The sequence below is a fragment of the Bradyrhizobium sp. BEA-2-5 genome (assembly GCF_032918025.1).
GTDB lineage: Bacteria > Pseudomonadota > Alphaproteobacteria > Rhizobiales > Xanthobacteraceae > Bradyrhizobium > Bradyrhizobium pachyrhizi.
The window spans coordinates 7,270,334-7,295,250 of record NZ_CP136629.1 but is presented as its reverse complement, the minus strand read 5'-3'; the positions used below and the strand labels follow the sequence as shown (position 1 = coordinate 7,295,250).

The 24,917-nt window shown below is 65.6% G+C and carries 28 protein-coding genes; 15 read left to right on the top strand and 13 right to left on the bottom strand.

The genetic code is table 11. The annotated features are described in order from the left end of the window. The first annotated feature begins 28 nt into the window (after positions 1–28). From RX327_RS34045 to RX327_RS34030, 4 genes are all read left to right on the top strand, one after another. Positions 29–1,597, top strand: a complete 1,569-nt coding sequence (locus tag RX327_RS34045) for a hypothetical protein (protein WP_317248502.1) — start codon at positions 29–31, stop codon at positions 1,595–1,597. A gap of 198 nt (positions 1,598–1,795) precedes the next feature. After that, on the top strand, positions 1,796–2,230 hold the full coding sequence (locus RX327_RS34040) for a DUF5413 family protein (RefSeq protein ID WP_028333472.1): 435 nt from the start codon (positions 1,796–1,798) through the stop codon (positions 2,228–2,230). 265 nt (positions 2,231–2,495) lie between these two features. Further along, positions 2,496–2,975: a Crp/Fnr family transcriptional regulator gene (locus tag RX327_RS34035; protein WP_050387549.1), complete on the top strand. Its 480-nt coding sequence runs from the start codon at positions 2,496–2,498 to the stop codon at positions 2,973–2,975. A 93-nt stretch (positions 2,976–3,068) separates the two neighbouring features. After that, positions 3,069–3,632 (top strand): DUF4112 domain-containing protein, encoded by a 564-nt coding sequence (locus RX327_RS34030; RefSeq protein ID WP_317248501.1) that lies wholly within the window; start codon positions 3,069–3,071, stop codon positions 3,630–3,632. Between the two features lie 140 nt (positions 3,633–3,772). On the opposite strand, the gene RX327_RS34025 is transcribed toward RX327_RS34030, so the two are convergent. From RX327_RS34025 to RX327_RS34005, 5 genes are all read right to left on the bottom strand, one after another. Beyond that, positions 3,773–4,063, bottom strand: coding sequence for a hypothetical protein (locus tag RX327_RS34025; RefSeq protein WP_317248500.1), 291 nt, complete (start codon positions 4,061–4,063; stop codon positions 3,773–3,775). Positions 4,064–4,287: 224 nt separating this feature from the next. Continuing rightward, positions 4,288–4,452 carry a DUF3309 family protein gene (locus RX327_RS34020; protein WP_016844323.1) on the bottom strand — a complete coding sequence of 55 codons (165 nt, stop codon included), beginning with the start codon at positions 4,450–4,452 and terminating at the stop codon, positions 4,288–4,290. Positions 4,453–4,648: 196 nt separating this feature from the next. Then, the gene (gene msrB, locus RX327_RS34015; RefSeq protein WP_317248499.1) at positions 4,649–5,062 is read right to left on the bottom strand and encodes a peptide-methionine (R)-S-oxide reductase MsrB; all 414 of its coding nucleotides are present in this window, start codon (positions 5,060–5,062) and stop codon (positions 4,649–4,651) included. 21 nt (positions 5,063–5,083) lie between these two features. After that, positions 5,084–5,800, bottom strand: a complete 717-nt coding sequence (gene msrA / locus RX327_RS34010; RefSeq protein WP_317248498.1) for a peptide-methionine (S)-S-oxide reductase MsrA — start codon at positions 5,798–5,800, stop codon at positions 5,084–5,086. Between the two features lie 376 nt (positions 5,801–6,176). Further along, positions 6,177–7,286 (bottom strand): ATP-dependent RecD-like DNA helicase, encoded by a 1,110-nt coding sequence (locus RX327_RS34005; protein WP_317248497.1) that lies wholly within the window; start codon positions 7,284–7,286, stop codon positions 6,177–6,179. A 218-nt stretch (positions 7,287–7,504) separates the two neighbouring features. Here RX327_RS34005 and RX327_RS34000 point away from each other — a divergent pair, with 218 nt between their 5' ends. The 8 genes from RX327_RS34000 (at position 7,505) to RX327_RS33965 (ending at position 14,485) form a co-directional block, all read left to right on the top strand. After that, positions 7,505–8,710, top strand: a complete 1,206-nt coding sequence (locus tag RX327_RS34000) for an LLM class flavin-dependent oxidoreductase (protein ID WP_317248496.1) — start codon at positions 7,505–7,507, stop codon at positions 8,708–8,710. A gap of 37 nt (positions 8,711–8,747) precedes the next feature. After that, entirely contained in the window at positions 8,748–8,981 is a 234-nt protein-coding gene (locus RX327_RS33995) for a hypothetical protein (protein WP_152977922.1), read from the top strand. Positions 8,982–9,026: 45 nt separating this feature from the next. Then, positions 9,027–9,977 carry a sulfonate ABC transporter substrate-binding protein gene (locus tag RX327_RS33990; RefSeq protein WP_317248495.1) on the top strand — a complete coding sequence of 317 codons (951 nt, stop codon included), beginning with the start codon at positions 9,027–9,029 and terminating at the stop codon, positions 9,975–9,977. Between the two features lie 40 nt (positions 9,978–10,017). Further along, entirely contained in the window at positions 10,018–10,971 is a 954-nt protein-coding gene (locus RX327_RS33985; protein WP_050387542.1) for a sulfonate ABC transporter substrate-binding protein, read from the top strand. Continuing rightward, positions 10,953–12,134 carry an FMNH2-dependent alkanesulfonate monooxygenase gene (gene ssuD / locus RX327_RS33980; RefSeq protein ID WP_317248494.1) on the top strand — a complete coding sequence of 394 codons (1,182 nt, stop codon included), beginning with the start codon at positions 10,953–10,955 and terminating at the stop codon, positions 12,132–12,134. The genes RX327_RS33985 and ssuD overlap by 19 nt, the downstream gene beginning before the upstream one ends. Positions 12,135–12,292: 158 nt before the next feature. Next, positions 12,293–13,039 carry an aliphatic sulfonate ABC transporter permease SsuC gene (gene ssuC / locus RX327_RS33975; RefSeq protein ID WP_317251388.1) on the top strand — a complete coding sequence of 249 codons (747 nt, stop codon included), beginning with the start codon at positions 12,293–12,295 and terminating at the stop codon, positions 13,037–13,039. An 8-nt stretch (positions 13,040–13,047) separates the two neighbouring features. After that, positions 13,048–13,887, top strand: coding sequence for an ATP-binding cassette domain-containing protein (locus RX327_RS33970; protein WP_317251387.1), 840 nt, complete (start codon positions 13,048–13,050; stop codon positions 13,885–13,887). Positions 13,888–13,894: 7 nt separating this feature from the next. Beyond that, positions 13,895–14,485 carry a flavin reductase family protein gene (locus RX327_RS33965; protein WP_317248493.1) on the top strand — a complete coding sequence of 197 codons (591 nt, stop codon included), beginning with the start codon at positions 13,895–13,897 and terminating at the stop codon, positions 14,483–14,485. Between the two features lie 34 nt (positions 14,486–14,519). On the opposite strand, the gene RX327_RS33960 is transcribed toward RX327_RS33965, so the two are convergent. Beyond that, positions 14,520–14,897 carry a hypothetical protein gene (locus tag RX327_RS33960; RefSeq protein ID WP_317248492.1) on the bottom strand — a complete coding sequence of 126 codons (378 nt, stop codon included), beginning with the start codon at positions 14,895–14,897 and terminating at the stop codon, positions 14,520–14,522. 169 nt (positions 14,898–15,066) lie between these two features. On the opposite strand from RX327_RS33960, the gene RX327_RS33955 reads away from it, so the two are divergent. After that, on the top strand, positions 15,067–15,222 hold the full coding sequence (locus RX327_RS33955) for a hypothetical protein (RefSeq protein ID WP_016844338.1): 156 nt from the start codon (positions 15,067–15,069) through the stop codon (positions 15,220–15,222). Between the two features lie 40 nt (positions 15,223–15,262). Here RX327_RS33955 and RX327_RS33950 read toward each other — a convergent pair whose 3' ends face one another. The 7 genes from RX327_RS33950 to RX327_RS33920 all read right to left on the bottom strand — a co-directional run bounded on the left by RX327_RS33950 (position 15,263) and on the right by RX327_RS33920 (position 21,891). Beyond that, complete coding sequence (locus RX327_RS33950; protein WP_317248491.1) at positions 15,263–16,648, bottom strand: sigma-54 dependent transcriptional regulator; 1,386 nt, start codon at positions 16,646–16,648, stop codon at positions 15,263–15,265. A 54-nt stretch (positions 16,649–16,702) separates the two neighbouring features. Then, positions 16,703–17,053 carry a flagellar motor switch protein FliN gene (gene fliN / locus RX327_RS33945; protein WP_317248490.1) on the bottom strand — a complete coding sequence of 117 codons (351 nt, stop codon included), beginning with the start codon at positions 17,051–17,053 and terminating at the stop codon, positions 16,703–16,705. A gap of 20 nt (positions 17,054–17,073) precedes the next feature. Continuing rightward, positions 17,074–17,697: a FliH/SctL family protein gene (locus tag RX327_RS33940; protein WP_317248489.1), complete on the bottom strand. Its 624-nt coding sequence runs from the start codon at positions 17,695–17,697 to the stop codon at positions 17,074–17,076. Further along, a complete protein-coding gene (gene fliG, locus RX327_RS33935) occupies positions 17,697–18,782 on the bottom strand; it encodes a flagellar motor switch protein FliG (RefSeq protein ID WP_317248488.1) in 1,086 nt (361 codons plus the stop codon). Before fliG ends, RX327_RS33940 begins: the two co-directional genes overlap by 1 nt. Position 18,783: 1 nt before the next feature. Next, a complete protein-coding gene (gene fliF / locus RX327_RS33930; RefSeq protein WP_317248487.1) occupies positions 18,784–20,406 on the bottom strand; it encodes a flagellar basal-body MS-ring/collar protein FliF in 1,623 nt (540 codons plus the stop codon). Positions 20,407–20,580: 174 nt separating this feature from the next. Continuing rightward, positions 20,581–20,856: a DUF1153 domain-containing protein gene (locus RX327_RS33925; protein WP_002714638.1), complete on the bottom strand. Its 276-nt coding sequence runs from the start codon at positions 20,854–20,856 to the stop codon at positions 20,581–20,583. 174 nt (positions 20,857–21,030) lie between these two features. Continuing rightward, positions 21,031–21,891, bottom strand: a complete 861-nt coding sequence (locus RX327_RS33920; protein ID WP_050387537.1) for a LysR substrate-binding domain-containing protein — start codon at positions 21,889–21,891, stop codon at positions 21,031–21,033. Positions 21,892–21,971: 80 nt separating this feature from the next. Between RX327_RS33920 and mdcA the strand changes: the two genes are divergently transcribed. Both mdcA and RX327_RS33910 read left to right on the top strand, forming a co-directional pair. Then, a complete protein-coding gene (gene mdcA, locus RX327_RS33915) occupies positions 21,972–23,627 on the top strand; it encodes a malonate decarboxylase subunit alpha (RefSeq protein ID WP_317248486.1) in 1,656 nt (551 codons plus the stop codon). A gap of 12 nt (positions 23,628–23,639) precedes the next feature. Continuing rightward, positions 23,640–24,899 carry a malonyl-CoA decarboxylase gene (locus RX327_RS33910; protein WP_082190798.1) on the top strand — a complete coding sequence of 420 codons (1,260 nt, stop codon included), beginning with the start codon at positions 23,640–23,642 and terminating at the stop codon, positions 24,897–24,899. The last annotated feature ends 18 nt before the right edge of the window (positions 24,900–24,917 follow it).

The window sequence follows — 24,917 nt, the reverse complement described above, 5'->3', positions numbered from 1 at the left end:
TTACCTATATCCCTCCAATTGTGTGGAAATGGCTGACTACTACCCGCTGATCGCCCGCGCCATCGCCGGATTGGACCCCAACGCTCCCGGCGAAAGCCGTCGCGCGCTCTATGAGAGGGCGCGCACGGCCCTGATCGCGCAGCTGCGGAGCGTGCAGCCGCCGCTTTCCGAATCCGAGATCACGCGCGAACGGCTGTCGCTGGAAGAGGCCGTTCGCAAGGTCGAATCGGAAGCCGCCCAGCGTGCCCGCGAGGCCTCCCGCCCCGGTGGCGCTGCCGCTGCCCGCGGCAGCCGCGCCAATGCAAGACCGCCGGAGGCAAATACAAGGCCGCCCGAGGCCAGCCCCGCCGACACCGCCGCGCGCCCGCGGCCCCCGGCCGAACCCCGTCCGCCGCGCAATCTGCGCCCCGACACGCCGCCGCCGGCCCCGCCGCGGCCGCAGAACCCGCCGGTCCCGCCCGAGACCCAGGCGCCGCCGGCCCGGCCGGGCCCACCCCGCCGCGGTCCGGAAGGCGCGCCGCCGCCGGTGCCGCCGCCGGCACCGGGCGTGCGCGGCTTCCGCGACATCACGGCCGATGCCAACGATCTCGGCGGCGCTGCCGCGCAGGCCAGCCGCGCCGCGCGCCGCACCTATGCCAACGTGCCCTCGCCCTCGCCGGAATTCGACCGGCTGGAGCCGAGCCTGGAAAACCGCGCCGGCGAGTCCGAGGCGCCCTATTCCTACGACGAAGCGATCGAGGAGGCCGAGCGCTACGCGCCGCAGCCGCCGCAGGGTCCGCCGCCGCAGCGGTCGCGGGGCGGCAACGGCGAGCGCGAGCCGAAGAAGCCGCCGCGCGTCGGGTCGATGTTCCCGTTCAAGACCGCGATCGTGATCGGCATCCTGCTGATCCTGGTCGGCACCGGCATCCTGTTCCGGCAGCAGGCCATGACCCTTGTCAGCAGCCTGTTCAAATCCTCGGCCCCGGTCGAGGCGCCGAAGGATGCCGCGTCGACGCCTGCGAGCAAGAAGATCACCGACCGCGTCGGCCAGCCCTCGTCGGGCGAGACGGTCGCCCCGGTGGCGCAGCGCGTGGTGCTCTATGACGAGGATCCGTCCGATCCGAAGGGCAAGCAATATGTCGGCTCGGTGGTGTGGCGGCTCGAGCCGATCAAGGCCTCGGGCAACCAGAAGGCCGACGTCGCCGTGCGCGCCGACATCGAGATCCCCGACCGCAAGTTCAAGATGACGATGTCGTTCCGCCGCAACACCGACTCCTCGCTGCCGGCGAGCCATACCGCGGAGCTGACCTTCATCCTGCCGCCGGATTTTCCGGGCGGCAGCGTCTCCAACGTGCCCGGCATCCTGATGAAGTCGAACGAGCAGGCGCGCGGCACGCCGCTCGCAGGCCTCGCGGTCAAGGTCACCGACGGCTTCTTCCTGGTCGGCCTCTCCAACGTCGATGCCGATCGGGCCCGCAACGTCCAGCTCCTGAAGGAGCGCTCCTGGTTCGACGTGCCCTTGGTCTACGCCAACCAGCGCCGCGCCATCATCGCCATCGAGAAGGGCGCCCCCGGCGAGCGCGCCTTCAACGACGCCTTCGCGCAGTGGGGCGACTAGCGGCCTTAGCTCACGCCCCGGTCGCCAGCAATGTCATCGCCCGGCTTCGTCCGGGCGATTCCGTATCGCAGCAAGATCGGCGGCTGTTGCAGCGCATTCGACGCGCAGAGCTCCGGAACATCGCCGCGGCTTTCGATTTTTCCCTAGAACCGTCGCGCGACCGCGTTACACTTGGTTGACGTCGGGCAAGGGCACGCCATGAAACGCTATCTGATCTTCGCAGCCATCGGGCCGTTCATCGGCGGCTTCCTGCTGCTGCTCATGACCACCTATCAGTCCGGCTACTGGACCGAGACCAATGGCGGCGAGGTGACCAAGCTGCTCGTCGTGTTCGTGAAGTCGCTGCAATACAATTATCTGTTCGGCATCGTGCCGTCGCTGATGTTCGGTGCGATCGACGACATCTTGATGCATGTGAAGCGGATTGCGCCGGTGGTGCGGATGCTGCTCGTCGGCGCGGTGGCGTTCGTTGGCGCGGCGCTGACCTACGCCTCGCACGGCTCCGAGAGCGGCGCGGTGCAGTTCATCCTGTACGGAATGGTCGGCTTCATCCCGGGCGTGATCACGTCCTGGCTGGCGCACAAATATGCCGAAGAGCTGCACGCGCCGGCGCAGCCGGCTTCCCAGCATTAGGGCAGCTGCTCAGTACCAAGGGAAAAGCAGAAGTCGCGTTCGGCGACTTCTGACCAACCGCGAAATGAGCACGTCGCGATCGGACAGGGGCCGCGCTCAACGCACGGCGCGGAATAGATCGCCCCTTGCAGTCATCGTATCAGCGCGCGAGACGCCGGAGGTCCGGCTACCTTCACACAACTGTCATATCATCGTCATGCAAACGTAGTCCCAATGTCATGTCCGCGTTCGTCCTCGCGACCCGCGGCCGCCCGGGGCAGTGGCGATGCCGATCCCGGGCCTGCTCTATTCTGTGTTCGCGCATTTATTTCAGCCGTTGCTGCAGACGACCGGGACGTACCGGATCTGCGTCCGGATTCGGGGAAAGGAATTTCGAGTGGCAGATGCAAGCTTCAGCCTTCTGACGGGCAACAGTATCGAAACGCGCCTGGTCCGAGCCGGCGGCATTATTTTTCGCGAGGGGGAGCAGGCCAACGAGCTCTTCGTGATCAAGAGCGGCTATGTGCGCATTCAGGTCGGCAACAAGACCATGGCGGATCTGGCGCCCGACACGATCTTCGGCGAGATGGCGTTGATCGACAATGAGCCAAGGAGCGCGACCGCCACGGCGCTCACGGATGTCGAGCTCGTCCCGGTCTCGGAAAAGCAGTTCCTCTTCCTCGTGAGCCAGACGCCGCATTTTGCCCTGAAGGTCATGAGGACGCTGGCGCAGCGGCTCAGAACCATGAACAAGGGCGTCTACTGAAACGAACACGGCAGAGCCTCGAGGTAACAGGCCTTGAAGGTGACACAGTGGTAATGTGACGCAACTTGAACCGCCTGCCTGCGTTACCATGTGATGACCATGCCCCAAGACGACATCTTCACGCCCAACGCCGCGCGATCGCGGCCGCCTTTTGGCGGCGCGCAGGCGCGCGGCAAGGTCATCGACCAGGATGGGCGCGAGCTCGCCGATGGCCCGCTGCATCCGCAGTTCCAAGGCTTTCAGCAAGGCTTTCAGGAAGGCTTCCAGTTCGATTTCCGCAACACCACCGCCAGTCCGTTCGGCAACCTGACGCGCGAGCAGCGGATCGCGCGTATCGAGGCGATCGCGAAGCTGCTCGACGTCGCCTTCGTCCTGCCCGGCACCAACATCCGCTACGGCATCGACGGGCTGATCGGCCTGATCCCCGTCGTCGGCGACATCGTCACGACCGCGATCTCGCTGTGGCTGGTGCGCGAGGCCCGCGCGCTGGGCGCGCCCTGGTACATCACCGGGCGCATGCTCGGCAATGTCGCGCTCGACGGCGTGGTCGGCCTGGTGCCGTTCGCGGGCGACGCCTTCGACGTGATGTTCCGTGCCAACATGCGCAACGTGCGGATGCTGCGGCGCTGGCTCGACAAGCAGCCGCGCCGCGCATGATCCGGAAAAGTGTGCAGCAGTTTTCCTTCGCGACAAACGCAAAATGCGTTTGCGCGGAGATCATGCGCAAATAGATGTCCCTCAAAACAAAAGCCCCCGGATCGATCCGAGGGCTTTTCGTTGAGCGAAGAGCAGAAAACTTATGCGGCGTCAGCGTCGGTCTGGCTGGCGGCCGGGCGCGGCCGACGGGGCAGCGGGAAGGCTTCGCTCTCGTACAGCGAGCGGATGCCGTTCTGGTCGAAGCGGGCTTCCTCGACCTGGAGATAGGCGCCGTTCAGCGAATCCGTCGGCAACTGCTCCATAGCGAACTGCACGGCCTCGGCCGCGGTGCCGAACCGCCGATAGGTGAAACCTGCGCGCTTCTTCTTGCGGATCGCGGCGGGAAAGAGTTCGGCGGAGGTGTTGAAGTTGAACGGACGCAGTGGACGCATGGTCAAAGACCTCTTGTGTTCTTTTCAGTTGGCGTTGCGAAAGGGATTTTGGGGGACGGCGGCCTATTATCGGCGGCGCGCCGTACATGTCATTTCGACCCCTAATATAGGCCTCTTTGACAAAAATGCGACCCCAGAAGAGCCCCCGACAGGGCACATGCTGAATCCGCGCATAGCACGGGGGGCGGCCAGATAAATCATTTTATTTCAATGGCTTATGGTGCTCAAATCTTGTCGAGCCAGGCCAGGATCGCGACCACGATCAAAATCACCCCGAAAAGGCCCATTCCGGAGTGGCCGAGGCCATAGCCATAGCCACGAATTCGGCCGCTATAGCCGCCCAGCAGGATAATCAGCAAAAGGATGATGAGGATCAGTCCAAGCGACATGGCGCCCTCCTCAGAACAGGCGGCAGCCGCACGGCGAGACGCCTACGGCCCCGCGAATACCGAGCAAAGCACATTCCGGCCTGCGAGTCGTTAAGACCGTCAGCCGATCACGAGGATGTTGCCGGGGGCCGGAGCCAAAACAAAGCCCCACGCGACCGGCCTGTTGGTCGCGTGGGGCGCGGCATGGTGGCCGCCGTTACTTCTTCTCGTTCAGCTTCAGCGCCGCGGAATTGATGCAATAGCGCAAGCCGGTCGGCCCGGGGCCGTCGGGGAAGACATGGCCGAGATGACCGCTGCATTTGGAGCAGAGCACCTCGGTGCGGATCATGCCGTGACTCATATCCCGCTCCTCGTCGATATGGCTCTCGACCGCGGGCTGGGTGAAGCTCGGCCAGCCGCAGCCGGAATCGAACTTGGCGTCGGACGCGAACAGCACATTGCCGCAGCCGGCGCAGACATAGGTGCCCTTGCGGGGATCATGCTCGTATTCGCCGGTGAAGGGCCGCTCGGTCGCTTTCTCGCGCAGCACGGCGTACTGCATCGGCGTCAATTCCTCGCGCCACTCGGCCTCGCTCTTGCGGACCTTGCCGTCGGTCTTGGTATCGGACATTCAACCTCCTTTGCGAGATGCTCAGTTGGTGACCTTGGTGCTGCCCACCAGCGTCGGCTTCTCAATGTAGTTGTCCGCGAACAGCTTTTTCAGGTTCTCGACCTTCGGGATGTCGTTATAGGCGATGTAGGGCTGGTTCGGGTGCAGCGTCAGATAGTCCTGGTGATAGGCCTCCGCCGGATAGAACGCCTCGAGCGCGCCGAGCTTGGTCACGATCGGCTTTTTGAAGACCTTGGCCGCGTTGAGCTGGGCGATGTAGGCCTCGGCCACCTTCTTCTGCTCGTCGGAGGTGGTGAAGATCGCCGAGCGATATTGCGGGCCGACGTCCGGGCCCTGGCGGTTGAGCTGGGTCGGGTCGTGCACCACCGAGAAGTAGATCTGGAGGATCTTGCCGTAGGAGATCTTCTTCGGGTCGTACTTGATCTCGACCGACTCGGCGTGGTCGGTGTTGCCGGTCGAGACCTTCTGGTAGTCGGCGGTCGCCTTGGTGCCCCCGGCATAACCGGAGACCGCGTTGACGACACCTGCGGTGTGCTGGAAGACGCCCTGCACGCCCCAGAAGCAGCCGCCGGCGAGGACGGCGGTCTTGATGCCGGATTCCGGCGCGCTCGCGGCCGGCGGTGGGATGATCACGGCGTCCTCGGCGGCAAGCGAGGGCGCAACGGCAAAAGCTGTGACGGCCAGCGCGCCGATCGCGGCGGCGCACAGCGAGAGGCGGCTGAGGGAGCTTTTGGGCATGGGTTCCTCGTGGGATCGCAATTGGGGCCAGTGTAGAGCGGGAGCCGGCATTGGCCAATCAGGCCGGGCAGCTCCAACGCTTCAAAATACGGGCGAGGAGGCGTTTTGTTACGGCGCCGGCCACACGGTTTCGTGAGGGAAATCAGCGAGGTTCAGGGATGACGGTGATGGATTTTTGCCCGCGGCCTCTTCACGTCGTGCCGGCAAAAGCCAGGACCCCTAACCACCAAATGTAACTTTAGGCGGCATCGTGGCCCCAGCGTCCCGCAGCAACAAGCAGCCGGGGTAATGGGTCCTGGCTTTCGCCAGGACGACGCTGATTGCTGGTGTCACACACTCACCTGCTGTCAGGATGACGTCGGTGCCTGCGGGACGATCAAACTACGACGCTGAGCCGCTTCGCCGCCCGCGTGATGCCGGTATAGAGCCACCGGGCCCTGGACTCCTGAAACGCAAAGCTCTCGTCGAACAGCACGACATCGTCCCATTGCGAGCCCTGCGACTTGTGCACGGTCAGCACGTAGCCGTAGTCGAACTCGTCATAGGGTTTGCGTTGCTCCCACGGCACGCCCTCGACGCCGCCGTCGAAGCATTCGCCGCGCACCGAGACCTTGGTGACCTTGTAGCCGAAGTCCTCGTCCGGCATCACGCGCATGGTGATGATCCTGGATTTCGACTGCGCGCGCGACTTCACGCGCCACAGGCCGCCGTTGAACAGGCCTTTCTTGCGGTTGTTGCGCAGGCACACCAGCTTGTCGCCGGCGACGGGAAAGGCGTCCTCGATGTTCTGGCGCTGGCGCACCCGCATGTTGTAGGCGCGGCGGGTGTTGTTGCGCCCGACCAGGATCTGGTCGGCGCCCATGACGCGATCGGGATCGAGCTCCTTCCGCGACACCACCTCGCTCTCGCCATAACGGCCGATGTCGAGCTCGCGGCCCTCGCGGACGTCCATCGACATCCGCACGATCGGATCGTCCTGGGCCTGGCGGTGCACCTCGGTCAGCATCGCATCCGGCTCGGAATTGGTGAAGAAGCCGCCGCCCTGGATCGGCGGCAGCTGCGCGGGATCGCCCAGCACGAGGAGGGGACAGTCGAACGACATCAGGTCGCGCCCGAGTTCGGCGTCGACCATCGAGCATTCGTCGATCACGATCAGCTTCGCCTTCGATGCCGGCGCGTCGTCCCACAATTCGAAGCTCGGCTGCTCCTCGCCGGATTCGCGGGCGCGGTAGATCAGCGAATGGATGGTGGAGGCGCCGTCGCAGCCCTTGTTGCGCATGACCAGCGCGGCCTTGCCGGTGAAGGCGGCGAACTTCACCTCGCCGTCGACGCCGTCGGCGATGTGCCGCGCCAGCGTGGTCTTGCCGGTGCCGGCAAAGCCGAACAGGCGGAACACGGGCGGCGTGCCGTTGCGGCCCGGCTTGGCCTTGAGCCAGTCGCCGACGGCCTTGAGCGCGGCATCCTGATGCGGGGTGAAAGTGGTCATGGGCTTTCGGAAGCGTGAGCGCGCGACCGATAGCGCCGCGACTCAGGCCAGCACAAGCTAAACATTCATGCGTTCCGATCAAGCCGTCTCCCGCTGCGCGGAATTGGGGTTTCGCCCCCGAGGCTAGACTTGATCCGGAGCGCCACTAGACTGCCCCAAAACAACAAGCGGTCGAGACCACGACAAGTGGTCGAGCAAGCGACCTTGGGAGTGACTCCATGAAGTTCGGCATCTTCTACGAGCTGCAACTGCCGCGGCCCTGGGTGCCCGGCGACGAGCTCAGGCTCTACCAGAACGCGCTCTCGCAGATGGAGCTCGCCGACAGTCTCGGCTACGACCACGCCTGGGTCGTCGAGCACCACTTCCTCGAGGAATATTCGCACTCGCCCTCGCCGGAATCGTTCCTGGCCGCGGCGAGCCAGCGCACGAAGAACATCAGGCTCGGCCACGGCATCCTCCAACTCACCACCAACCATCCGGCGCGTGTCGCCGAGCGTGTCGCCGTGCTCGACCTGCTCTCGAACGGCCGCTGCGAATTCGGCATGGGCGAGAGCGCGTCCATCACCGAGCTCACGCCGTTCGGGCGTGACATGGAGACCAAGAAGGAGGTGTTCGAGGAGGCGGTCGCCGCGATCTTCCCGATGTTTAGGGATGCGGGCAGCGAGCACCACGGCAAGTATTTCGACATCCCCTTGCGCAACGTGGTGCCGAAGCCGGTGCAGAAACCGCATCCGCCGCTGTGGATGGCGTGCTCGCAGCTGCCGACCATCGAGCGCGCCGGCCGCCACGGCTTCGGCGCGCTCGGTTTCCAGTTCGTCAGCGCCGACGCCGCGCACGCCTGGGTGCACGCCTATTACAACGCGATGACCAAGCGGCTGCACAAGCTGGCCGATTACGAGATCAACCCGAACATGGCGCTGGTGTCGTTCTTCATGTGCGCCAAGACCGACGAGGAGGCGCGTGCGCGCGCCGAGGGGGCTACCTTCTTCCAGTTCGCGCTGCGCTTCTACGGCGCCTCGCAGAACCGCCAGCGTCCCGCGCCCTACACCGTCAACATGTGGGATGAGTACAACAAGTGGAAGCGCGACAATCCGGAGGCGCAGGAGGCGAGCTTGCGCGGCGGCCTGATCGGCTCGCCCGAGACCATCCGCAGGAAGCTGAAGCGCTTCCAGTCCTCGCATATCGACCAGGTCATCCTGCTCAACCAGGCCGGCAAGAACAGCCACGAGCACATCTGCGAATCGCTGGAGCTGTTCGGCCGCGAGGTGATGCCGGAGTTTCAGAACGATCCCGAGCACGAAGCCTGGAAGAAGGGCGTGCTCGACGGCTCGATCCAGCTCGAGGAGATCGACACCCAGGCGTTCACCGACCGCTATGGTAAACTCGCGGTCAATGTCGGCTCGAAGGCGGCAGCTGCGGGCTGATCGATTGCTGGAGCATCGGCTCTGATAATCAGAGCCGATGTTCCAGATTCTTGTTGGACGCGTTTTCTTCGCGCGAACCGGTACCCACTTCGCTCGAAAACGCTTCTGTACAGCGACCTCGCGTTTCCGTGAGGAAAATAATTCGCTACACGCGATCCGCGCCTTAAAAGAAACGGCACGCGCGATGCCAGCGCCGAAGTGCTGGCATCGCTATTTTTGTGCGGTGCTCGACAGCTTCATTCGCGCGCCCCATCATCCCGACATCGCATGATCGTCCAGCGCGATAGCGCGCTTGATCGTCAGGAGAGTTCTTGGAATGAAGCGTCGTGAGTTCCTCCAGCTGTCGCTCGTCACGGCCGCCACTGCTGCGATGTCACGCGGCGCGCAGGCGCAGGCGGACGTGAAGGAAATTCGTATCGGCTACCAGAAGAACGGCGTGCTGGTCATCGCGCGCCAGCAGTCCGCCCTGGAAAAACATTTCGCCCCGCAAGGCATCGAGGTGAAATGGGTCGAATTCTCCTCGGGGCCTCCGATGATGGAGGCGATGAACGTCGGCAGCGTCGACTACGGCGCGGTCGGCGATTCCCCGCCGGTGTTCGCCCAGGCCGCGGGCGCCGCGATCGTCTATGCCGCCGGCCAGCCCATCACCAACGGCTCCGGCATTCTGGTGCCGCAGAATTCGGCCATCGCCACCATCGTCGATCTCAAAGGCAAGCGCGTCGGCTTCACCAAGGGATCGAGCGCCCACAACGTCGTGATCCAGACGCTGGAGACGGCCGGGCTCACCTATGACGACATCACGCCGGTCTATCTGACGCCGCCGGACGCCGGGCCTGCCTTCGCCAATGGCAGCATCGAGGCCTGGGCAATCTGGGATCCTTACTTCGCGATCGGCGAGACCAGGCAGAGCGGCCGCATCCTGATCAATGCGCGCGAGGTCACCAAGACCAATTCGTTCTACATCGCCAACCGCGACTTCGCGAAGAACCACGGCGCGATCCTGCAACAGATCGTCGACGTCACGACGTCGAGCGCGGCATGGGCGCAGGCGCATCCCGATGAGGTCGCCAAATCGCTGGCCGCCGTCACCGGCGTGCCGCTCGATATCCAGACCATCGCGGCGAAGCGGGCGGGCTTCTTGGTCGGCCCCGTCACCGACGACATCGTCGCGACCCAGCAGGGCGTTGCCGACCGCTTCCACAAGCTCGGCCTGATCCCGAAGCCGATCGTGATTCGCGACATCGTCTGGCGCAATCCCCAGACCTGATCGGCGCGCGTTTGGTCATTTCAATGCAGAGGATAGTTCCATGACGCGTTTATTTCGACGCTGGATCGCCCGCGCGGTGCTGTCGCTCAGCATCGTCGCCGCAACCGTCAGCGCCTCCTACGGCCAGGAGAAGGTGGTCCGCATCGGTTACCAGAAATACGGCAAGCTGGTGCTGCTCAAGAGCAAGGGCTCGCTCGAGGAAAAGCTGAAGGCGGTCGGCACCAAGGTGGTGTGGACCGAGTTTCCGTCGGGGCCGCCGCTGCTCGAGGCGCTCAATGTCGGCGCGATCGATTTCGGCAACACCGGCGAGGCGCCGCCGATCTTCGCGCAGGCCGCCGGCGCGCCGATCCAGTATGTCGCCTATGAGCCGCCGGCGCCGAAGGGCGAGGCGATCCTGGTGCCGAAGGACAGCGCGATCAAATCGGTCGCTGACCTGAAGGGCAAGAAGGTCGCGCTGAACAAGGGCTCCAATGTCCACTATCTGCTGGTGAAGGCGCTGGAGAAGGCCGGCGTCAAATATTCCGAGATCGAGCCGGTGTTCCTGGCGCCGGCCGATGCGCGCGCGGCGTTCGAGCGCGGCGCGGTCGATGCCTGGGTGATCTGGGATCCGTTCCAGGCCGCGGCGGAGGCGGCGACCGGCGCCCGCACCGTCGCAGACGGCACCGGCATCGTCGCGAACTATCAGTTCTACTTCGCCTCGAAGAAATTCCTGCAGGCCGATCCGAAGATCGTCGAGCTCGTGCTGGCGCAGCTGAGCGAGGTCGATGACTGGGCCAAGGGCGATATCCACGCCGTTGCCGAGCAGCTGGCGCCGAGCATCGGCCTGTCGGTGCCGGTGGTCGAGGTCGCGCTGAAGCGGCAGGCCTACGGCATCAAGCCGGTCACCGATGCCGTGGTCGCGGACCAGCAGCAGGTCGCCGACGCGTTCTTCGCGCTCGGCCTGATCCCGAAACAGATCAAGATTTCCGACGTCGCATGGAGACCGGGCACGTGAGCACCCCAACCAACGCCAATATCCTCTGGTTCCTGCCGACCCATGGCGACGGGCGCTATCTCGGCACCGGCATCGGCGGCCGCGAGGTCGACTTCAACTATCTGCGCCAGATCGCGCAGGCCGCCGACCAGCTCGGCTATTTCGGCGTGCTGCTCCCGACCGGCCGGTCGTGCGAGGATTCCTGGATGGTGGCGTCAGCCGTTGCGCCCTTCACCGAGCGGCTGCGCTATCTGGTGGCGGTCCGTCCCGGCCTGCAATCGCCGAGCGTGGCGGCGCGCATGACGGCGACGCTCGATCGCATCTCGAACGGCCGGCTTCTCGTCAACGTCGTCACCGGCGGCGATCCGGTCGAGAACAAGGGCGACGGCGTCTTCCTCGGCCATGACGAGCGCTACGAGGTCACCCGCGAGTTCCTGGGCGTCTACAGCGACCTGCTCGCCGGCAAGACCGTCAATGTCGAAGGCAAGCACATCCGTGTCGAGGGCGGCAGGCTGCTGTTTCCTCCGGTGCAGTCGCCGCGGCCGCCGCTCTATTTTGGCGGATCGTCCGGTGCCGGCATCGACGTCGCCGTGGACACCGTCGACAAATATCTCACCTGGGGCGAGCCGCCGGCGCAGGTCGCCGAGAAGATCGCGAAGGTGAGGGAGGTCGCCGCCGCGCGCGGCAGGAAACTCTCCTTCGGCATTCGCCTTCATGTGATCGTCCGCGAGACCAATGAAGAGGCCTGGAGCGCCGCCGACGATCTGATCCAGTACGTCACCGACGACACGGTGGCCGCCGCGCAGAAGAACTTCGCCCGCATGGATTCCGTCGGCCAGCAGCGCATGGCCCAGCTTCATGGCGGCAGGCGCGACAAGCTCGAGATCGCGCCGAACCTGTGGGCCGGTGTCGGCCTCGTGCGCGGCGGCGCCGGCACGGCGCTGGTCGGCGACGCCCGGACCGTCGCGGCCCGCATCAGGGAGTATCAGGATCTGGGCATCGATACCTTCATCATGTCGGGCTATCCGCATCTGGAGGAAGCCTATCGCTTCGCCGAGCTGGTGTTCCCGCTGCTCTCGCTGGCGCAGGGCGGCAACGTGACGCCGATCCGCGTCAACACCGGGCCGTTCGGTGAGACCATCGGCAACGACTACCGTCCGCAGAAGCAGGCATCGCAATCATGAGCTTGATCGATTCACTCCCACGCCGCAAAGCGTTTTCGAGCGAAGTGGATGCCGGTTCGCGTCAAGAAAATGCGTCAAAACAAAAATCTGCAGCTCCGTTCCGATCCCATCGGAACGGAAGCAGCTCCAGCGCGCCGAAACTTCCGAAGGTCGACGGGCTGATCCCCTGGGTCGTGCCGCTCGCGATCGTGCTGGTGTGGCAGGTCGCGAGCGTCACCGGCTTCGTGCCGACCCGCGTGCTGCCGGCGCCGAGCGACGTCGTGCTGGCCGGCTGGAAGCTGCTGCTCTCCGGCGAGCTCGTCCGCAACATCTGGGTCTCGTTCTGGCGCGCCTCGATCGGTTTTCTGATCGGCGGCAGCATCGGCTTCGTGTTCGGCCTCGCCAACGGCCTGTCTCAGCTCTCGGCAAGGCTCACCGACACCACGCTGCAGATGGTGCGCAACGTGCCGCATCTGGCGCTGATCCCGCTCGTCATCCTCTGGTTCGGTATCGACGAGAGCGCAAAGCTGTTCCTGGTGGCGCTCGGCGTCTTCTTCCCGATCTACCTCAACACGCTGCACGGCATCCGCACGGTCGATCCCCAGCTGATCGAGATGGGCCGCATCTACGGCATGACCGACGGCGAATTGTTCCGCCGCGTGATCTTCCCGGGCGCGCTGCCCTCGATCTTCGTCGGCATCCGCTTCGCGCTTGGCATCATGTGGCTGACCCTGATCGTCGCCGAGACCATCGCGGCCTCCTCGGGCCTCGGTTACATGGCGATGCAGGCGCGCGAGTTCATGCTGATCGACGTCGTCGTGCTCTCGATCCTGATCTACGCCCTGCTCGGCAAGCTTGCCGACAGCGCCTCCCGCGTGCTGGAGCGCCTGACGCTTTCCTGGCACCCCGCCTTCCAGAAAAAGTGAGAATGAGAATGCAAGAAGCGCTTCGTTTCGAAACCGCTGAAGCCGAGCCGGTCGACCGCACCGAGATCGTCGTGAAGGCGCGTCAGTTGCGGCGCGTGCCGGAAGGCGCGGCCCGCGGCCTGTCGCTCAGCATCCGCGGCTTGCGCAAATCCTTCGGCGCCAACGAGGTGCTGCGCGGCATCGATTTGCACATCCCCGCCGGCCAGTTCGTCGCGATCGTCGGCAAGAGCGGCTGCGGCAAGAGCACGCTGCTGCGTCTGATCGCCGGCCTGGACGCGCCGACGGCGGGCAGCATCGCCTTCGGCGAACAGCCGAGGGCACAGGACATCCGCGTGATGTTCCAGGAGCCGCGGCTGCTGCCCTGGGCCCGCGTGCTCGCCAATGTCGAGGTCGGGCTGGGGCGCGAGCGCTCGTCTGCTGATGCGCAGGCGCGCGCCGAGCGCGCGCTGGTCGAGGTTGGGCTCGGCGACAAGCGCACCCAGTGGCCGTCGGTGCTCTCGGGCGGGCAGAAGCAGCGCGTGGCGCTGGCGCGGGCGCTGGTCAGCCAGCCGCGCGTGCTCGCCTTCGACGAGCCGCTCGGCGCACTGGACGCACTGACCCGCATCTCGATGCAGCGGCTCCTGGAACGCGTCTGGCGCGACCAGGGCTTTACCGCGATCCTGGTGACCCACGACGTCTCCGAGGCGGTCGCGCTCGCCGACCGCGTGCTGGTCATCGAGGACGGCCGCATCGCCGAGGATGTCGCGGTCGACCTGCCGCGGCCGCGCCGGCGCGGGTCGGCCGAACTCGCCGCGCTGGAGGGCGAGATTCTGAAGCATCTGCTCGAAGGCAGCGAAGACAGTCTGTGAGGTCGCCATGAATTCCGTCGTCCGCAATGTTTCGATCGAGCCCGCGGTTGCGGCCGTCGATTTCCGCGGCGCCATGCGCCACCTCACCGGCGGCGTCAGCGTCATCACCGCCGGGCGGGGCAAGGATATTACGGGCATGACGGTGACCTCGGTCACCTCGCTGTCGGTCGAGCCGCCGTCCTTGATCGTCAGCATCAACCGCGCGGCCTCGTCATGGCCGCTGATCGCGCGCCATGGCGTGTTCGGCGTCAACATCCTGGCCGCGGACCAGCGCGACATCGCCGAGCGCTTCACCGGCAAGGGCGGGCTGAAGGGCGCGGACCGCTTCACCGGAGCCTCGTGGACGACGCGCGCGTCAGGCGTCCCGCTGCTGGTCGGCGCGCTCGCCGCGGTCGATTGCGAGGTCGAGGAGATCGTCGAACGCCACTCGCACGGCATCGTCATCGGCCGCGTGCTCGACGTGATCGCGTCAGAGCGTACCGCCGCGCTGGCGTATTGGCACGGCGAGTATGTCGCGATCGACCACGAGGAAGACGCGGCACGGCTGGCCGAGGTCAGCCTGCCGTCGCGTCATGTTCATGTGCGAGGGCCGCGCTAGCGCGCCGTGCTTACGTGGTTATCCGGATCGGACTTTAGAAAACTGCGCTCAGCGATGCCGGGCTGTCGATGATCACATTGCTGCCGCGGACGCCAGCCCATACGGCCTGGACGGTCTGAGCTGCATTGGCCAGCGGAATGCCAACGACGAGCGTGGTCGGGATGCGGCCAAAACTCGACGGGGTCTCGTTATAGGTGAAGCTTGCGACGACCGGCGAGACCGTGCCATTGACGGTGACGCCGAACACGCCGCCCGGAATGTTGTTGCCCGTGGCGTAGGGATTCGGAACGTTAAGGGTGATGATCGCGGTGGTGCCGACGCCCTCCGGAATCGTCAGGCTGAGGCCTTGCATCGGCGTTAAAGTCGCGGAGGTCGTGGACAGGGTGCCGCTGGTCTGCGCATAAAGAGCCATATCACTCTCCAGTTGTCTAAGAATGTAAACGCAATAGGAGATTGAATAAGGCAACCTGCCGCAAGATTCAAGGGATGAACGGCGCCGAGGCCGGCGCGGCATGTTGGCCGTGGCGCTTTCCCAATCGGCGCATTAAATGGCGCGGATGTTTCGGAGAGGTGACCGTTGGATGAAGCGCGTGGGAACCTGGCTGTTCTATCTCGTCGGTGCGATCGCCGTCGCCTATCTCGCGCTCTATGCCTATGTGACGTTCACCGGCCGCGATATCACGCCCGGCGATCCAATCCGGATCTTCCGCAAGCCCGACGCGCCCAGCTATTCGTGAGGCGAGGCAAGCGGCGGGACTAACCCGCCGCTTCCCGTTCTCAGCCGGCGTTCGCCATGCGCTGATAGTCGGGCGCGCCATTGCCGGCGGGGGGGATCGGGATGCCGCCGTCGGCATATTCGTTGAGCTTGTTGCGCAGCGTGCGGATCGAGATCCCGAGGATGTTGGCGGCATGGGTCCGGTTGCCGAGGCAGTGCTTCAGCGTCTCCAGGATGAGGTCGCGCTCGACATCGGCCACGGTGCGCCCCACCAGTGCGCGCGTCACCTGCTCTGCGGCCATGGTGGCATGCGCCACGGCCGGCGCGGTCTTGGCGAGATCGAGGCGGTCGCCGTCCGGCGTGATGATGGCGTCGGCTCCGATCTCGTCGCCGTGCGCCATCAGCACCGCGCGGTGCATGGTGTTTTCGAGCTCGCGGACGTTGCCCTGCCAGCGGTTGCCGGAGAGCACGCGGCGGGCTTCCGCCGAGATCGGGCGCAGCGGCACGCCGTTGGCCTCCGCATACTTCTTCACGAAGTGCTGGGCGAGCTCCAGGATGTCGGCAGGGCGCTCGCGCAGCGGCGGGATCTTCAGATTGACGACGTTGAGGCGGAACAGCAGGTCCTCGCGGAACGTGCCCTCGCGCACGGCTTCGACAAGGTTCCGGTTCGAGGTGGCGATAATGCGGATGTCCACCGGCACCGGCTTGGTACCGCCGACGCGATCGATCACGCGCTCCTGGATGGCGCGCAGCAATTTCGATTGCAGGCGGACGTCCATCTCCGAGATTTCGTCCAGCAGCAGCGTGCCGCCGGTCGCTTCCTCGAACTTGCCGATGCGGCGTGCGACTGCGCCGGTGAAGGCGCCCTTCTCGTGGCCGAACAGCTCGGACTCCAGGAGGTGCTCGGGGATTGCGGCGCAGTTGATCGAGATGAACGGACGCTTGGCGCGCGTCGAGCGGGTATGGACGTAACGGGCCAGCACCTCCTTGCCGGTGCCGGACTCGCCGGTGATCATCACCGATGCGTCGGAGCCGGCGATCTGCTGGGCGAGCTTGATCACCTTCGCCATCGCCTCGTCGCGATAGACCAGCTCGCGGGAATCGTTGGCGACCGCGGCGAGCACCGCGGCGATCAGCTCCGGGTCCGGCGGCAGCGGGATGTATTCCTTGGCACCGGCATGGATCGCGGCGACCGCGGCGCGGGCGTCGTTGGTGATGCCGCAGGCGACGATCGGGGCGTGGATGTGCTCGGCCTCCAGCCGCAGCACGAGGTCGCGGATGTCGAGGGCGACGTCGACCAGCAGGAGGTCGGCGCCCTTGCCGCCGCGCAGCACGCGCATCGCCTGCTCGTGATCCTCGGCATGGGTCACGGTGGCGCCGTTCTCCATCGCGATCTTGGTGGCGGTGGTGAGCTGGCCCTTCAATGTGCCAACGATGAGAAGCCGCATGATGATCTCCTGTTCGTCTGGTCGCGCAGGTCCCGCGCGTGACCGCCTGAGTTGTTAAGAGCGTTCGGCCTTGATGATTTCCGTCATGGTGACGCCGAGCTTGTCCTCGACCAGGACGACCTCGCCGCGGGCGACCAGCTTGTTGTTGACGTAGATGTCGATGGCTTCGCCGACGCGCCGGTCGAGCTCGAGCACCGTGCCTGGTCCGAGCTTCAGGAGCTCGCCGACGTCCATCTTGGAGCGGCCGAGCACGGCCGAGACCTGCACCGGCACGTCGAACACCGCCTCCAGATCGGCCGCGATGCGCGCGGCATGCTCGTCTTCGTTGTAGCCGATGTCGTCGATGCTGGGCGCGTCGGCGGAATTGAGATCGGGAAGCGGGACTTGGGTGTCGGTGTCGGTCATGGTTCAGCCCTCAATCGCCTTCAGCCGGCCTGGCCGCGGGACGCGATATAGCGTCCGACCATTTCGTCGATCTTGGCCGCGATGGCGCCGCGCTCCAGCACGACGCCGCCATCGGCCCATTCGATCCGGCAGTCGCCGGTGGCGATTTCCGGCTCGGCCAGGATCACCAGGCGGCCCTCGAAGCCGGAATGCGCCGCCATCCGCTCGATATTGTCATGCGCCGCGTCGTAAAGCGCATCGTTGATGCGGACGACGAGATGCGGCGTCGCGACCAGATGCGAGAAGCAGTCCTTGACCAGCGCTATGACCTCGCCGAGCGGCTCGGCGGCGACGAGATCGGCACACAGCTTGCGCGCCACCGCGACCGCGACCTCGACCGCCTCGGTCTCCATCCTGGTCTCGATGCCGGCGAAGCGCGCCGCGATGCCCTTGATCGCGGTGCCGATCTCCTCCAGCGCCTGCGCGGCGCGGCGGTCGCTCTCGACCTTGGCCTCGCGCAGCGCGGCCTCGTAGCCGGCGCGATAGGCCCGTGCCTCGGCGTCGGCGACCTTCTGTGCGACTTCGGCCGGCGTCGGCGCGCGTTCGCGCGCGCGGTCTGGCGCCGAGAAATCCGTATCGAACAGGAATTTTGCCGGAGCGGCCATCAGTACACCAGCTCGTCGTCGGCGCGGTTCTTGGTCAGCATGATCTCGCCCTTGGCGGCGAGGTCCTTGGCGAGATTGACCAGAAGCGCCTGCGCTTCGTCGACGTCGCGCAGGCGCACCGGGCCCATCGCCGCCATGTCGTCCTGGAGCATCTTGGCCGCGCGCGAGGACATGTTGCCGAAAAAGAAGTTGCGGACGTCCTCGTTGGCGCTCTTCAGCGCGACGCCGAGCTTGTCCTTGTCGACGTTGCGCATCAGGGTCTGGGCGGAGCCGGAATCGAGCTTCACGAGGTCGTCGAAGGTGAACATCAACGCCTTGATGCGCTCGGCCGACTCGCGGTTGTCCTCTTCCAGCGAGGTGATGAAGCGGGTTTCGGTCTGGCGGTCGAAATTGTTGAAGATCTCCGCCATCACCTCGTGGGCGTCGCGACGGCGGGTCTGCGACAGGTTGGACATGAATTCGGTGCGCAGCGTCTTCTCCACGCTCTCGATCACCTCCTTCTGCACCGCCTCCATCTTCAGCATGCGGTTGACGACGTCGAGCGCGAGCTCCTCGGGCAGGATACCGAGCACGCGCGCCGCATGCTCCGACTTCAGCTTCGACAGCACCACGGCGATGGTCTGCGGATATTCGTTCTTGAGGTAGTTGGCGAGGACCTCTTCCTGCACGTTGGAGAGCTTCTCCCACATGTTGCGTCCCGCGGGGCCGCGGATCTCATCCATGATGCCGTTGACGCGCTCCGGCGGCAGGTATTGCTGGAGCAGGCGCTCGGTGGCGTCGAAATTGCCCATCAGCGCGCCGGAAGCCGACATGCGCGAGACGAATTCGAGCAGCATGTCCTCGACGGTTTCGACCTCGACGGTGCCAAGCGTCGACATCTGGACAGACAGCTCGCGGACTTCCTCGTCGTCGAGCATCGACCAGATCTTGCCGCCATACTGTTCGCCGAGCGCGAGCATCAGGATCGCCGCGCGCTTGGGGCCGGGCAGCGGCTTGCCCTTGGGCCGGGCGCTTTGCCGGTTTGCCAGCGTCGAGAGGACGGTGGCGATGTTGTTGGCGTTGGTGGTCTGGGGTACGGCGGCCATGTCAGTTCTCTACCGGCTCGCTCAGCCATTGGCGGATGATGGCGACGGTTTCGTTGGGGTTGCGCTCGGCGAGCTCGCCGACGCGATGAACGGACTGGGCGTGGACCTGGCCCTGGATGGTGGCGACGTCGATCAATTGCGCCGCGCCGCTGCCGCTCGGGATCAGCGCCTGGCCGGGCGGGCCGGTGCTCTCGGGGGCTTCGGCCAGCGCGGGCATGCCTGGGCCGGTCAGCGCCGGAATGACGTCGGCCGCCACGATGCGCTTGACCAGCGGACGGACCACCATGAACAGCACGACGAGGCCGAGCATCATCATTACGCCGAGCTCGACGAAGTACATGACGTCGTCCTTGGTGAATTGGAGCATGCCGAGGAAGCCTGAGGACTCGCCGATCGGCGCGGTGGAAGGCTCGGCAAAGCGCAGATTCACGACCTCGACCTGGTCGCCGCGCTTCTGGTCGAAGCCGATCGCCGAGCGCACCAGGGTGGCGATGCTGTCGAGCTGCTCCTTCGTGCGGTCCTGATAGGCCAGCTCGCCCTTGTCGTTCTTGCTGTAGATGCCGTCGACCAGCACCGCGACCGAGATGCGGTTGACCCGGCCGGCTTCGGTCACCTCGGTCTTGGTGGTGCGGGAGATCTCGTAGTTGTTGGTCTCTTCGGACTTCTTGCTCTGGTCCTTGGCGACGGCGGCAGCGTTGTTCTGCTGGTTGCCGGGCAGCTCGTTGTTGACGGTGACCTGGCCGTTGTTGTCGGCGGTCATGCTCTGCTCTTCGCGGGTCTGGCTCGAGCGCAGCACGCGGCCTTCGGGGTCGAACTTGTCTGAGGTCTGGGTGATCTTGTTGAAGTCGAAATCAGCGGAGAGCTGCACGCGGGCGCGGCCCGAGCCGACCACGGAGGACACGATGTCCTCGACCTGCTTGCGCATGCGCTTCTCGAAGGCGATGCGGCGCTCGTCTCCGACCGTCTGCTCCGGATCGGTCGCCGCGCCGTCGGCGAGCAGTTGGCCGGCCTCGTCGACGATCGAGACCCGCTGCGGCTTCAGCCCGTTGACGGCGGAGGCGACGAGATGGCGGATGGCGCGGATCTGCTGGGCTTCCAGCGAGCCGCGGACCCTGAGCACGATCGAAGCTGATGGTTCCGGCGTCTCGCGCGAGAACAGCGGCTTCTCGGGCAGCACCAGATGGACGCGCGCGGCCTGGATGCGGTCGATGGCGCGGATGGTGCGGGCGAGCTCGCCCTCCAGCGCGCGGAGATGATTGATGTTCTGGACGAAGGAGGTGGTGCCGAGTGCGTCCGACTTGTCGAACACCTCGTAGCCGACGCCGCCACCCTTGGGCAGGCCGCCCTCGGCGAGCTTCATCCGCAGCCGCGTGACCTTGTCCTTGGGCACCATGATGGCGGCGCCGTCATTGCGCAGCTCGAACGGGATCGCCTGGCGCTCGAGCTCCTTGATGATTCCAGAGGAATCCTCGGTCGACAGGTCCGTGAACAGCGTCGTCATCTGCGGCGTGGTGACGCGCATGATGACGAAGGCGAAGAAGCCGATGAGGGCCGCGGTGACTGCAATCATGGCCGCGAGGCGGGCCGCACCAAGACCTCTCAGGAAAGCAACCAGACTTTGCACCAACGGCCCCCAGGGATTCGGCCCGCGCGGGTCCGACTGGGCAAATATTGCCTAGGGTATGGTTTCCATATGGTTAACGACGGTTAAGGACCGCGGCAAAATCGCGGACATGAAAAAAACCGGCTTCGCAAGGCGAGGCCGGTTTTCGTCAAATGCCACAGGATCGGCGTCGAATTACTGCCGATATTGCTGAATGCGGGTGGTGCGAAGACCCGCCAGACCGTGCTGGTCGATGGAAAACTGCCAGGAGAGGAATTCGTCGACCGTCAGGGTATAACGGCTGCAGGCCTCCTCGAGCGAGAGAAGTCCACCACGGACAGCGGCGACGACTTCGGCCTTGCGGCGGATGACCCAGCGTTTGGTGCCCGGAGCAGGCAGATCCGCGATCGTCAACGGACTGCCGTCCGGCCCGATGACGTATTTTACCCTCGGGCGATGGGGTTCTGTCATGGCGTACTCACAAACTCTCAACCACTGAACTCGCAAGGGGTAAGCTACGCCTCCCGGTTTAAAATTTGCCTAAGCCCAAGCGTTCAATACGAATCTCGTTGGAACGGCCGGGAACATTCGGGTCTGCCGCTGGCAGGCAGACCAGCGCGCGGCGCAATTCGCGGTTCGGCGCGCTCAAATCGTGGGGCGAAGCGGACCGCGCGCCAACGTCAGCAAGGCATCGGCGAGCGCTTCCGAGGCCTTGTCCGGCCGTCTTTTCTCGTAGATGGCGAATTCCAGATCGGGAAGCGGCGGCAGGCCGTCGCCAATTCCGAGAATGCGCAGGCCCGTGGTGACGGCGCTGAGCGGCAGCGGAGTAATGGCAAGTCCCGCGACGGCGGCGGCGCGGACGCCGGTCAGGCTCGGGCTGGTATAGACGATCTCCCAGCCGAGCTCGCCGTCGCGCAGCGCGGAGAGCGCGGCATCGCGCGACACCGATCGTTCGCGGTACAGCGCCAGCGGTAGCGGCGCGCCGGGAACGAGATCGAACGTTTCCGCCGCGGTCCACACCAGCGGTTCGCGCCACACCAGGCGGCCTTTCGACGTTCCGAGCGGCCGCTTGGCGAACACCAGATCGAGCCGTCCCGCATCGAGCTGCTCGATCAGTTCGGCGCTGACGCCGATCAGCACCTCGAGCTTGACGCCGCGATGCAGCGCGGCGAAGCGGCCGAGCGCCGACGGCAGCGAGCCGCCGGCGACTTCCTCGACCACGCCAAGACGGACCGCGCCGGACAGCCGCGGCGCCACCAGCCGCTGCCGCGCCGCCTCCTCCAGCTGCAACAGACGCCGTGCGTCGCCGAGCAGCATCTCGCCTTCGTCGGTCAATGCGACGCTACGCGTCGTGCGCCGGAACAGCGGCCGCCGGGTCTCGAGCTCTAGCCGCTTGATCTGCTGGCTGATGGTCGACTGGGTCAGATGCAATTGCTCGGCGGCGCGGTGGAAGCCGCCGCAATCGGCGACCGCAACGAAGGCCCGCAAAAGTTCGAGGTCGAGCATCGATTAATCCATATCTGTAATCAATCATATTATAGAATATCGTTTCTATTATCAATGCCGGCCGCCTACCTTCGCTTCAGATGATCAAGCAAGGAGAGGCCATCATGTCGGAGACGACACCACGAACCGATCGCACGGCGCGTCTGGCGCGCGCGCGAGCTGTCTGCGGCACGAACGGAAAGGTCTGCCCGCCCGACCGCGCGGTCGAGCTGCTCGAGGCGGTCATCGCATCCGGCGACCGGGTTGCGCTCGAGGGCGACAACCAGAAGCAGGCGGACTTCCTGGCCGCGTGCCTCGCCGGAGTGAACCCGGCGCGGGTGCATGATCTGCACATGGTGCAGTCGGTGCTCGCGCTTCCCGATCATCTCGCGGTGTTCGAACGCGGCATCGCCAACCGCCTGGACTTCGCCTTTGCCGGCCCGCAGAGCCGCCGTCTTGCCGAACTCGTCGCCGCCAAGGCGCTGCGGATCGGCGCGATCCATACCTATCTCGAGCTTTACGCGCGGATGCTGGTGGACCTGACGCCGCAGGTTGCGCTCATCGTTGCCGACAAGGCCGATCGCGACGGCAATCTGTACACCGGTCCGAACACCGAGGACACGCCCACCATCGCCGAGGCCGCGGCGTTCCGCGGCGGCGTCGTCGTGGCGCAGGTCAACGAGATCGTCGATCGTCTGCCGCGCGTTGACATCCCCGGCGACTGGGTCGATGTCGTGGTGCCCGGCCCGAAGTTGTATGCGATCGATCCGCTGTTCACGCGCGATCCCGCCAAGATCAGGGACGAGAACGTCCTGATGGCGATGATGGCGATCGCAGCAGTGTATGAGCCTTATCAGGTGACACGGCTCAATCACGGCATCGGCTATGCCACCGCGGCGATCGAGCTGATCCTGCCGACCTTTGCCGCGAGGCGCGGGCTGAAGGGCAAGGTCGCGCGGAATTTCGTGCTCAACCCGCATCCGACGCTGATCCCCGCGATCGAAGCCGGCTTCGTCGACAACGTCTATTGCTTCGGCTCGGAGCTGGGCATGGAACGCTATGTCGCCAGCCGTCCCGATGTGTTTCCGGTCGGCGCCGACGGCAATCTGCGCTCCAACCGCGCGTTGGCGCAGGTCGCCGGACAATATGCCTGCGATCTGTTCGTCGGCGGCACCTTGCAGATCGATCCCGAGGGTAACAGCTCGACCGCCACCAAGGACCGCATCGCCGGGTTCGGCGGCGCGCCGAACATGGGAGCGGATGCGCGCGGCCGGCGCCACGACAGCGCTGCCTGGCTGCGTGCCGGCGAGGAAGCAGGCGAGCGCCTGCGCGGCCGCAAGCTCGTGGTGCAGATGGTCCAGACCCGGCAGCCGAACGGCGCGCCGAGCTTCGTCGAGCGCCTCGACGCGTTCGACCTCGCGGCCTCGGCCGGCTTCGCGCTGCCGCCCGTCATGATCCATGGCGACGACGTCAGCCACGTGATCACCGAGCGCGGCGTCTGCAACCTGTTGCGTTGCCGCTCGCCGCAGGAGCGCGAGGCCGCCTTGCGCGCGGTCGCCGGCGACACCGAGTTCGGCCGGCGGCAGGACGCCGGGACGACCGACGGCCTGCGCCGCCGCGGCATCGTGATGCTGCCGTCCGATCTCGGCCTCGACGTCGAGACGGCGACGCGCGACTGGCTCGCCGCGAAATCGATCGACGACCTCGTCGCCGCATCGGGCAACCTCTACACGCCGCCCGCCAAATTCCGCAGCTAGAAGGAGGCTCCCATGACCCACGCCGAGCACATCCCAGGCAGTCCACCGGCCTCGCTCGATCAAGCGAGGCAGCTCGCCGCGGCACTGTTGTCCGAGCGCGGCGAAGCGTCGGGCGCCCTGATCGCACGCCAATTGCAGCAGACCATGCGCGCGCTCGATGCCGACGGTCGGCACGGCTTTCAAAGCTATCTGGCGAGCGTGTTTCAGCCCGACGCGGCGGCGCTGCAGGATGCGGCGAAGCGCTATCTTGCCGACGGCACCGCGGCGGCCGCGGCCGCTTTGGCCGACGCCGCCGATCCGCCGCGGCAGGAGGTGCTGCGGCGGATGAACATGGCGCCCGGCGGCACGGCGAGCCTGATCGCAATGCGCAGTGAGATCGCCGGCCGTCTCGGCTCCGAACCGGAGCTGAAGCTGCTCGATGCCGATCTCAAGCATCTGTTCGTCTCATGGTTCAATCGCGGCTTCCTCGAGCTTCGCCGCATCGACTGGCAGTCGCCGGCCGCCGTGCTCGAGAAGCTGATCGCCTATGAGGCGGTGCACGAGATCAAGGGCTGGGACGATCTGCGCCGCCGCCTTGCGCCCGATCGCCGCTGCTTTGCCTTCTTCCATCCCGCGCTGCCCGGCGAGCCGCTGATCTTCGTCGAGGTCGCGCTGGTGCAGGGATTGGCCACCGCCGTGCCACCGCTGCTGGTGCAGGATGCGGATCAAGACAGCGCAGGCCTCAGGGCCGCGCATGCCGACACCGCGATCTTCTATTCGATCTCCAACTGCCAGGACGGACTGCGCGGCGTGTCGTTCGGCAATTTCCTGATCAAGCAGGTGGTCGAGGAGCTGCAAGCGGAATTCCCGCAGCTGAAACGCTTCTCTACGCTGTCGCCGATCCCAGGCTTCCGGCGCTGGCTCAGCCAGCAGCCGCAATCCGGCGGCAACGAGGTCGCGATGCTGCGCGAGCTGGACCGCGAAGGCTGGTGGCACGACGCGGCGACCTGCGAGACCTTGCGTCCGGTCCTGATGAGGCTATGCGCGCAATATCTCACGCGCTCGCCGGCGTCCGGGAATCGCATCGATCCGGTGGCGCGCTTCCATCTCGGCAACGGTGCCCGGCTGGAGCGGATCAATTGGCTCGGCAACACGGCCGATCGCGCGATGGCGGAATCCTTCGGCATCATGGTCAACTATCTTTACGATCACGACAGCATCGAGCGTAACCATGAGGCCTTTGCGCGCGTAGGAGAGATTGTCCGTTCACCGCAGGTGGACGCGCTTCTCTGATTTTCAACTCAGCATACG

Bases quoted from the DNA above. Each gene is read 5' to 3' on its own strand.
- fliG (WP_317248488.1), bottom strand. From the start codon at position 18,782: ATGGCCGCCGTACCCCAGACCACCAACGCCAACAACATCGCCACCGTC.
- RX327_RS34040 (WP_028333472.1), top strand. From the start codon at position 1,796: ATGAAACGCTATCTGATCTTCGCAGCCATCGGGCCGTTCATCGGCGGC.
- RX327_RS34025 (WP_317248500.1), bottom strand. From the start codon at position 4,063: ATGCGTCCACTGCGTCCGTTCAACTTCAACACCTCCGCCGAACTCTTT.
- RX327_RS33995 (WP_152977922.1), top strand. From the start codon at position 8,748: ATGTTCCAGATTCTTGTTGGACGCGTTTTCTTCGCGCGAACCGGTACC.
- RX327_RS33965 (WP_317248493.1), top strand. From the start codon at position 13,895: ATGAATTCCGTCGTCCGCAATGTTTCGATCGAGCCCGCGGTTGCGGCC.
- RX327_RS34020 (WP_016844323.1), bottom strand. From the start codon at position 4,452: ATGTCGCTTGGACTGATCCTCATCATCCTTTTGCTGATTATCCTGCTG.
- RX327_RS33990 (WP_317248495.1), top strand. From the start codon at position 9,027: ATGAAGCGTCGTGAGTTCCTCCAGCTGTCGCTCGTCACGGCCGCCACT.
- msrA (WP_317248498.1), bottom strand. From the start codon at position 5,800: ATGCCCAAAAGCTCCCTCAGCCGCCTCTCGCTGTGCGCCGCCGCGATC.
- RX327_RS33955 (WP_016844338.1), top strand. From the start codon at position 15,067: ATGAAGCGCGTGGGAACCTGGCTGTTCTATCTCGTCGGTGCGATCGCC.
- RX327_RS33940 (WP_317248489.1), bottom strand. From the start codon at position 17,697: ATGGCCGCTCCGGCAAAATTCCTGTTCGATACGGATTTCTCGGCGCCA.
- RX327_RS33920 (WP_050387537.1), bottom strand. From the start codon at position 21,891: ATGCTCGACCTCGAACTTTTGCGGGCCTTCGTTGCGGTCGCCGATTGC.
- mdcA (WP_317248486.1), top strand. From the start codon at position 21,972: ATGATCAAGCAAGGAGAGGCCATCATGTCGGAGACGACACCACGAACC.
- RX327_RS33950 (WP_317248491.1), bottom strand. From the start codon at position 16,648: ATGCGGCTTCTCATCGTTGGCACATTGAAGGGCCAGCTCACCACCGCC.
- msrB (WP_317248499.1), bottom strand. From the start codon at position 5,062: ATGTCCGATACCAAGACCGACGGCAAGGTCCGCAAGAGCGAGGCCGAG.
- RX327_RS34005 (WP_317248497.1), bottom strand. From the start codon at position 7,286: ATGACCACTTTCACCCCGCATCAGGATGCCGCGCTCAAGGCCGTCGGC.
- RX327_RS34030 (WP_317248501.1), top strand. From the start codon at position 3,069: ATGACCATGCCCCAAGACGACATCTTCACGCCCAACGCCGCGCGATCG.
- RX327_RS33985 (WP_050387542.1), top strand. From the start codon at position 10,018: ATGACGCGTTTATTTCGACGCTGGATCGCCCGCGCGGTGCTGTCGCTC.
- fliN (WP_317248490.1), bottom strand. From the start codon at position 17,053: ATGACCGACACCGACACCCAAGTCCCGCTTCCCGATCTCAATTCCGCC.
- RX327_RS33925 (WP_002714638.1), bottom strand. From the start codon at position 20,856: ATGACAGAACCCCATCGCCCGAGGGTAAAATACGTCATCGGGCCGGAC.
- RX327_RS34035 (WP_050387549.1), top strand. From the start codon at position 2,496: ATGCCGATCCCGGGCCTGCTCTATTCTGTGTTCGCGCATTTATTTCAG.
- RX327_RS33970 (WP_317251387.1), top strand. From the start codon at position 13,048: ATGCAAGAAGCGCTTCGTTTCGAAACCGCTGAAGCCGAGCCGGTCGAC.
- RX327_RS34000 (WP_317248496.1), top strand. From the start codon at position 7,505: ATGAAGTTCGGCATCTTCTACGAGCTGCAACTGCCGCGGCCCTGGGTG.
- RX327_RS34045 (WP_317248502.1), top strand. From the start codon at position 29: ATGGCTGACTACTACCCGCTGATCGCCCGCGCCATCGCCGGATTGGAC.
- ssuD (WP_317248494.1), top strand. From the start codon at position 10,953: ATGGAGACCGGGCACGTGAGCACCCCAACCAACGCCAATATCCTCTGG.
- RX327_RS33910 (WP_082190798.1), top strand. From the start codon at position 23,640: ATGACCCACGCCGAGCACATCCCAGGCAGTCCACCGGCCTCGCTCGAT.
- RX327_RS33960 (WP_317248492.1), bottom strand. From the start codon at position 14,897: ATGGCTCTTTATGCGCAGACCAGCGGCACCCTGTCCACGACCTCCGCG.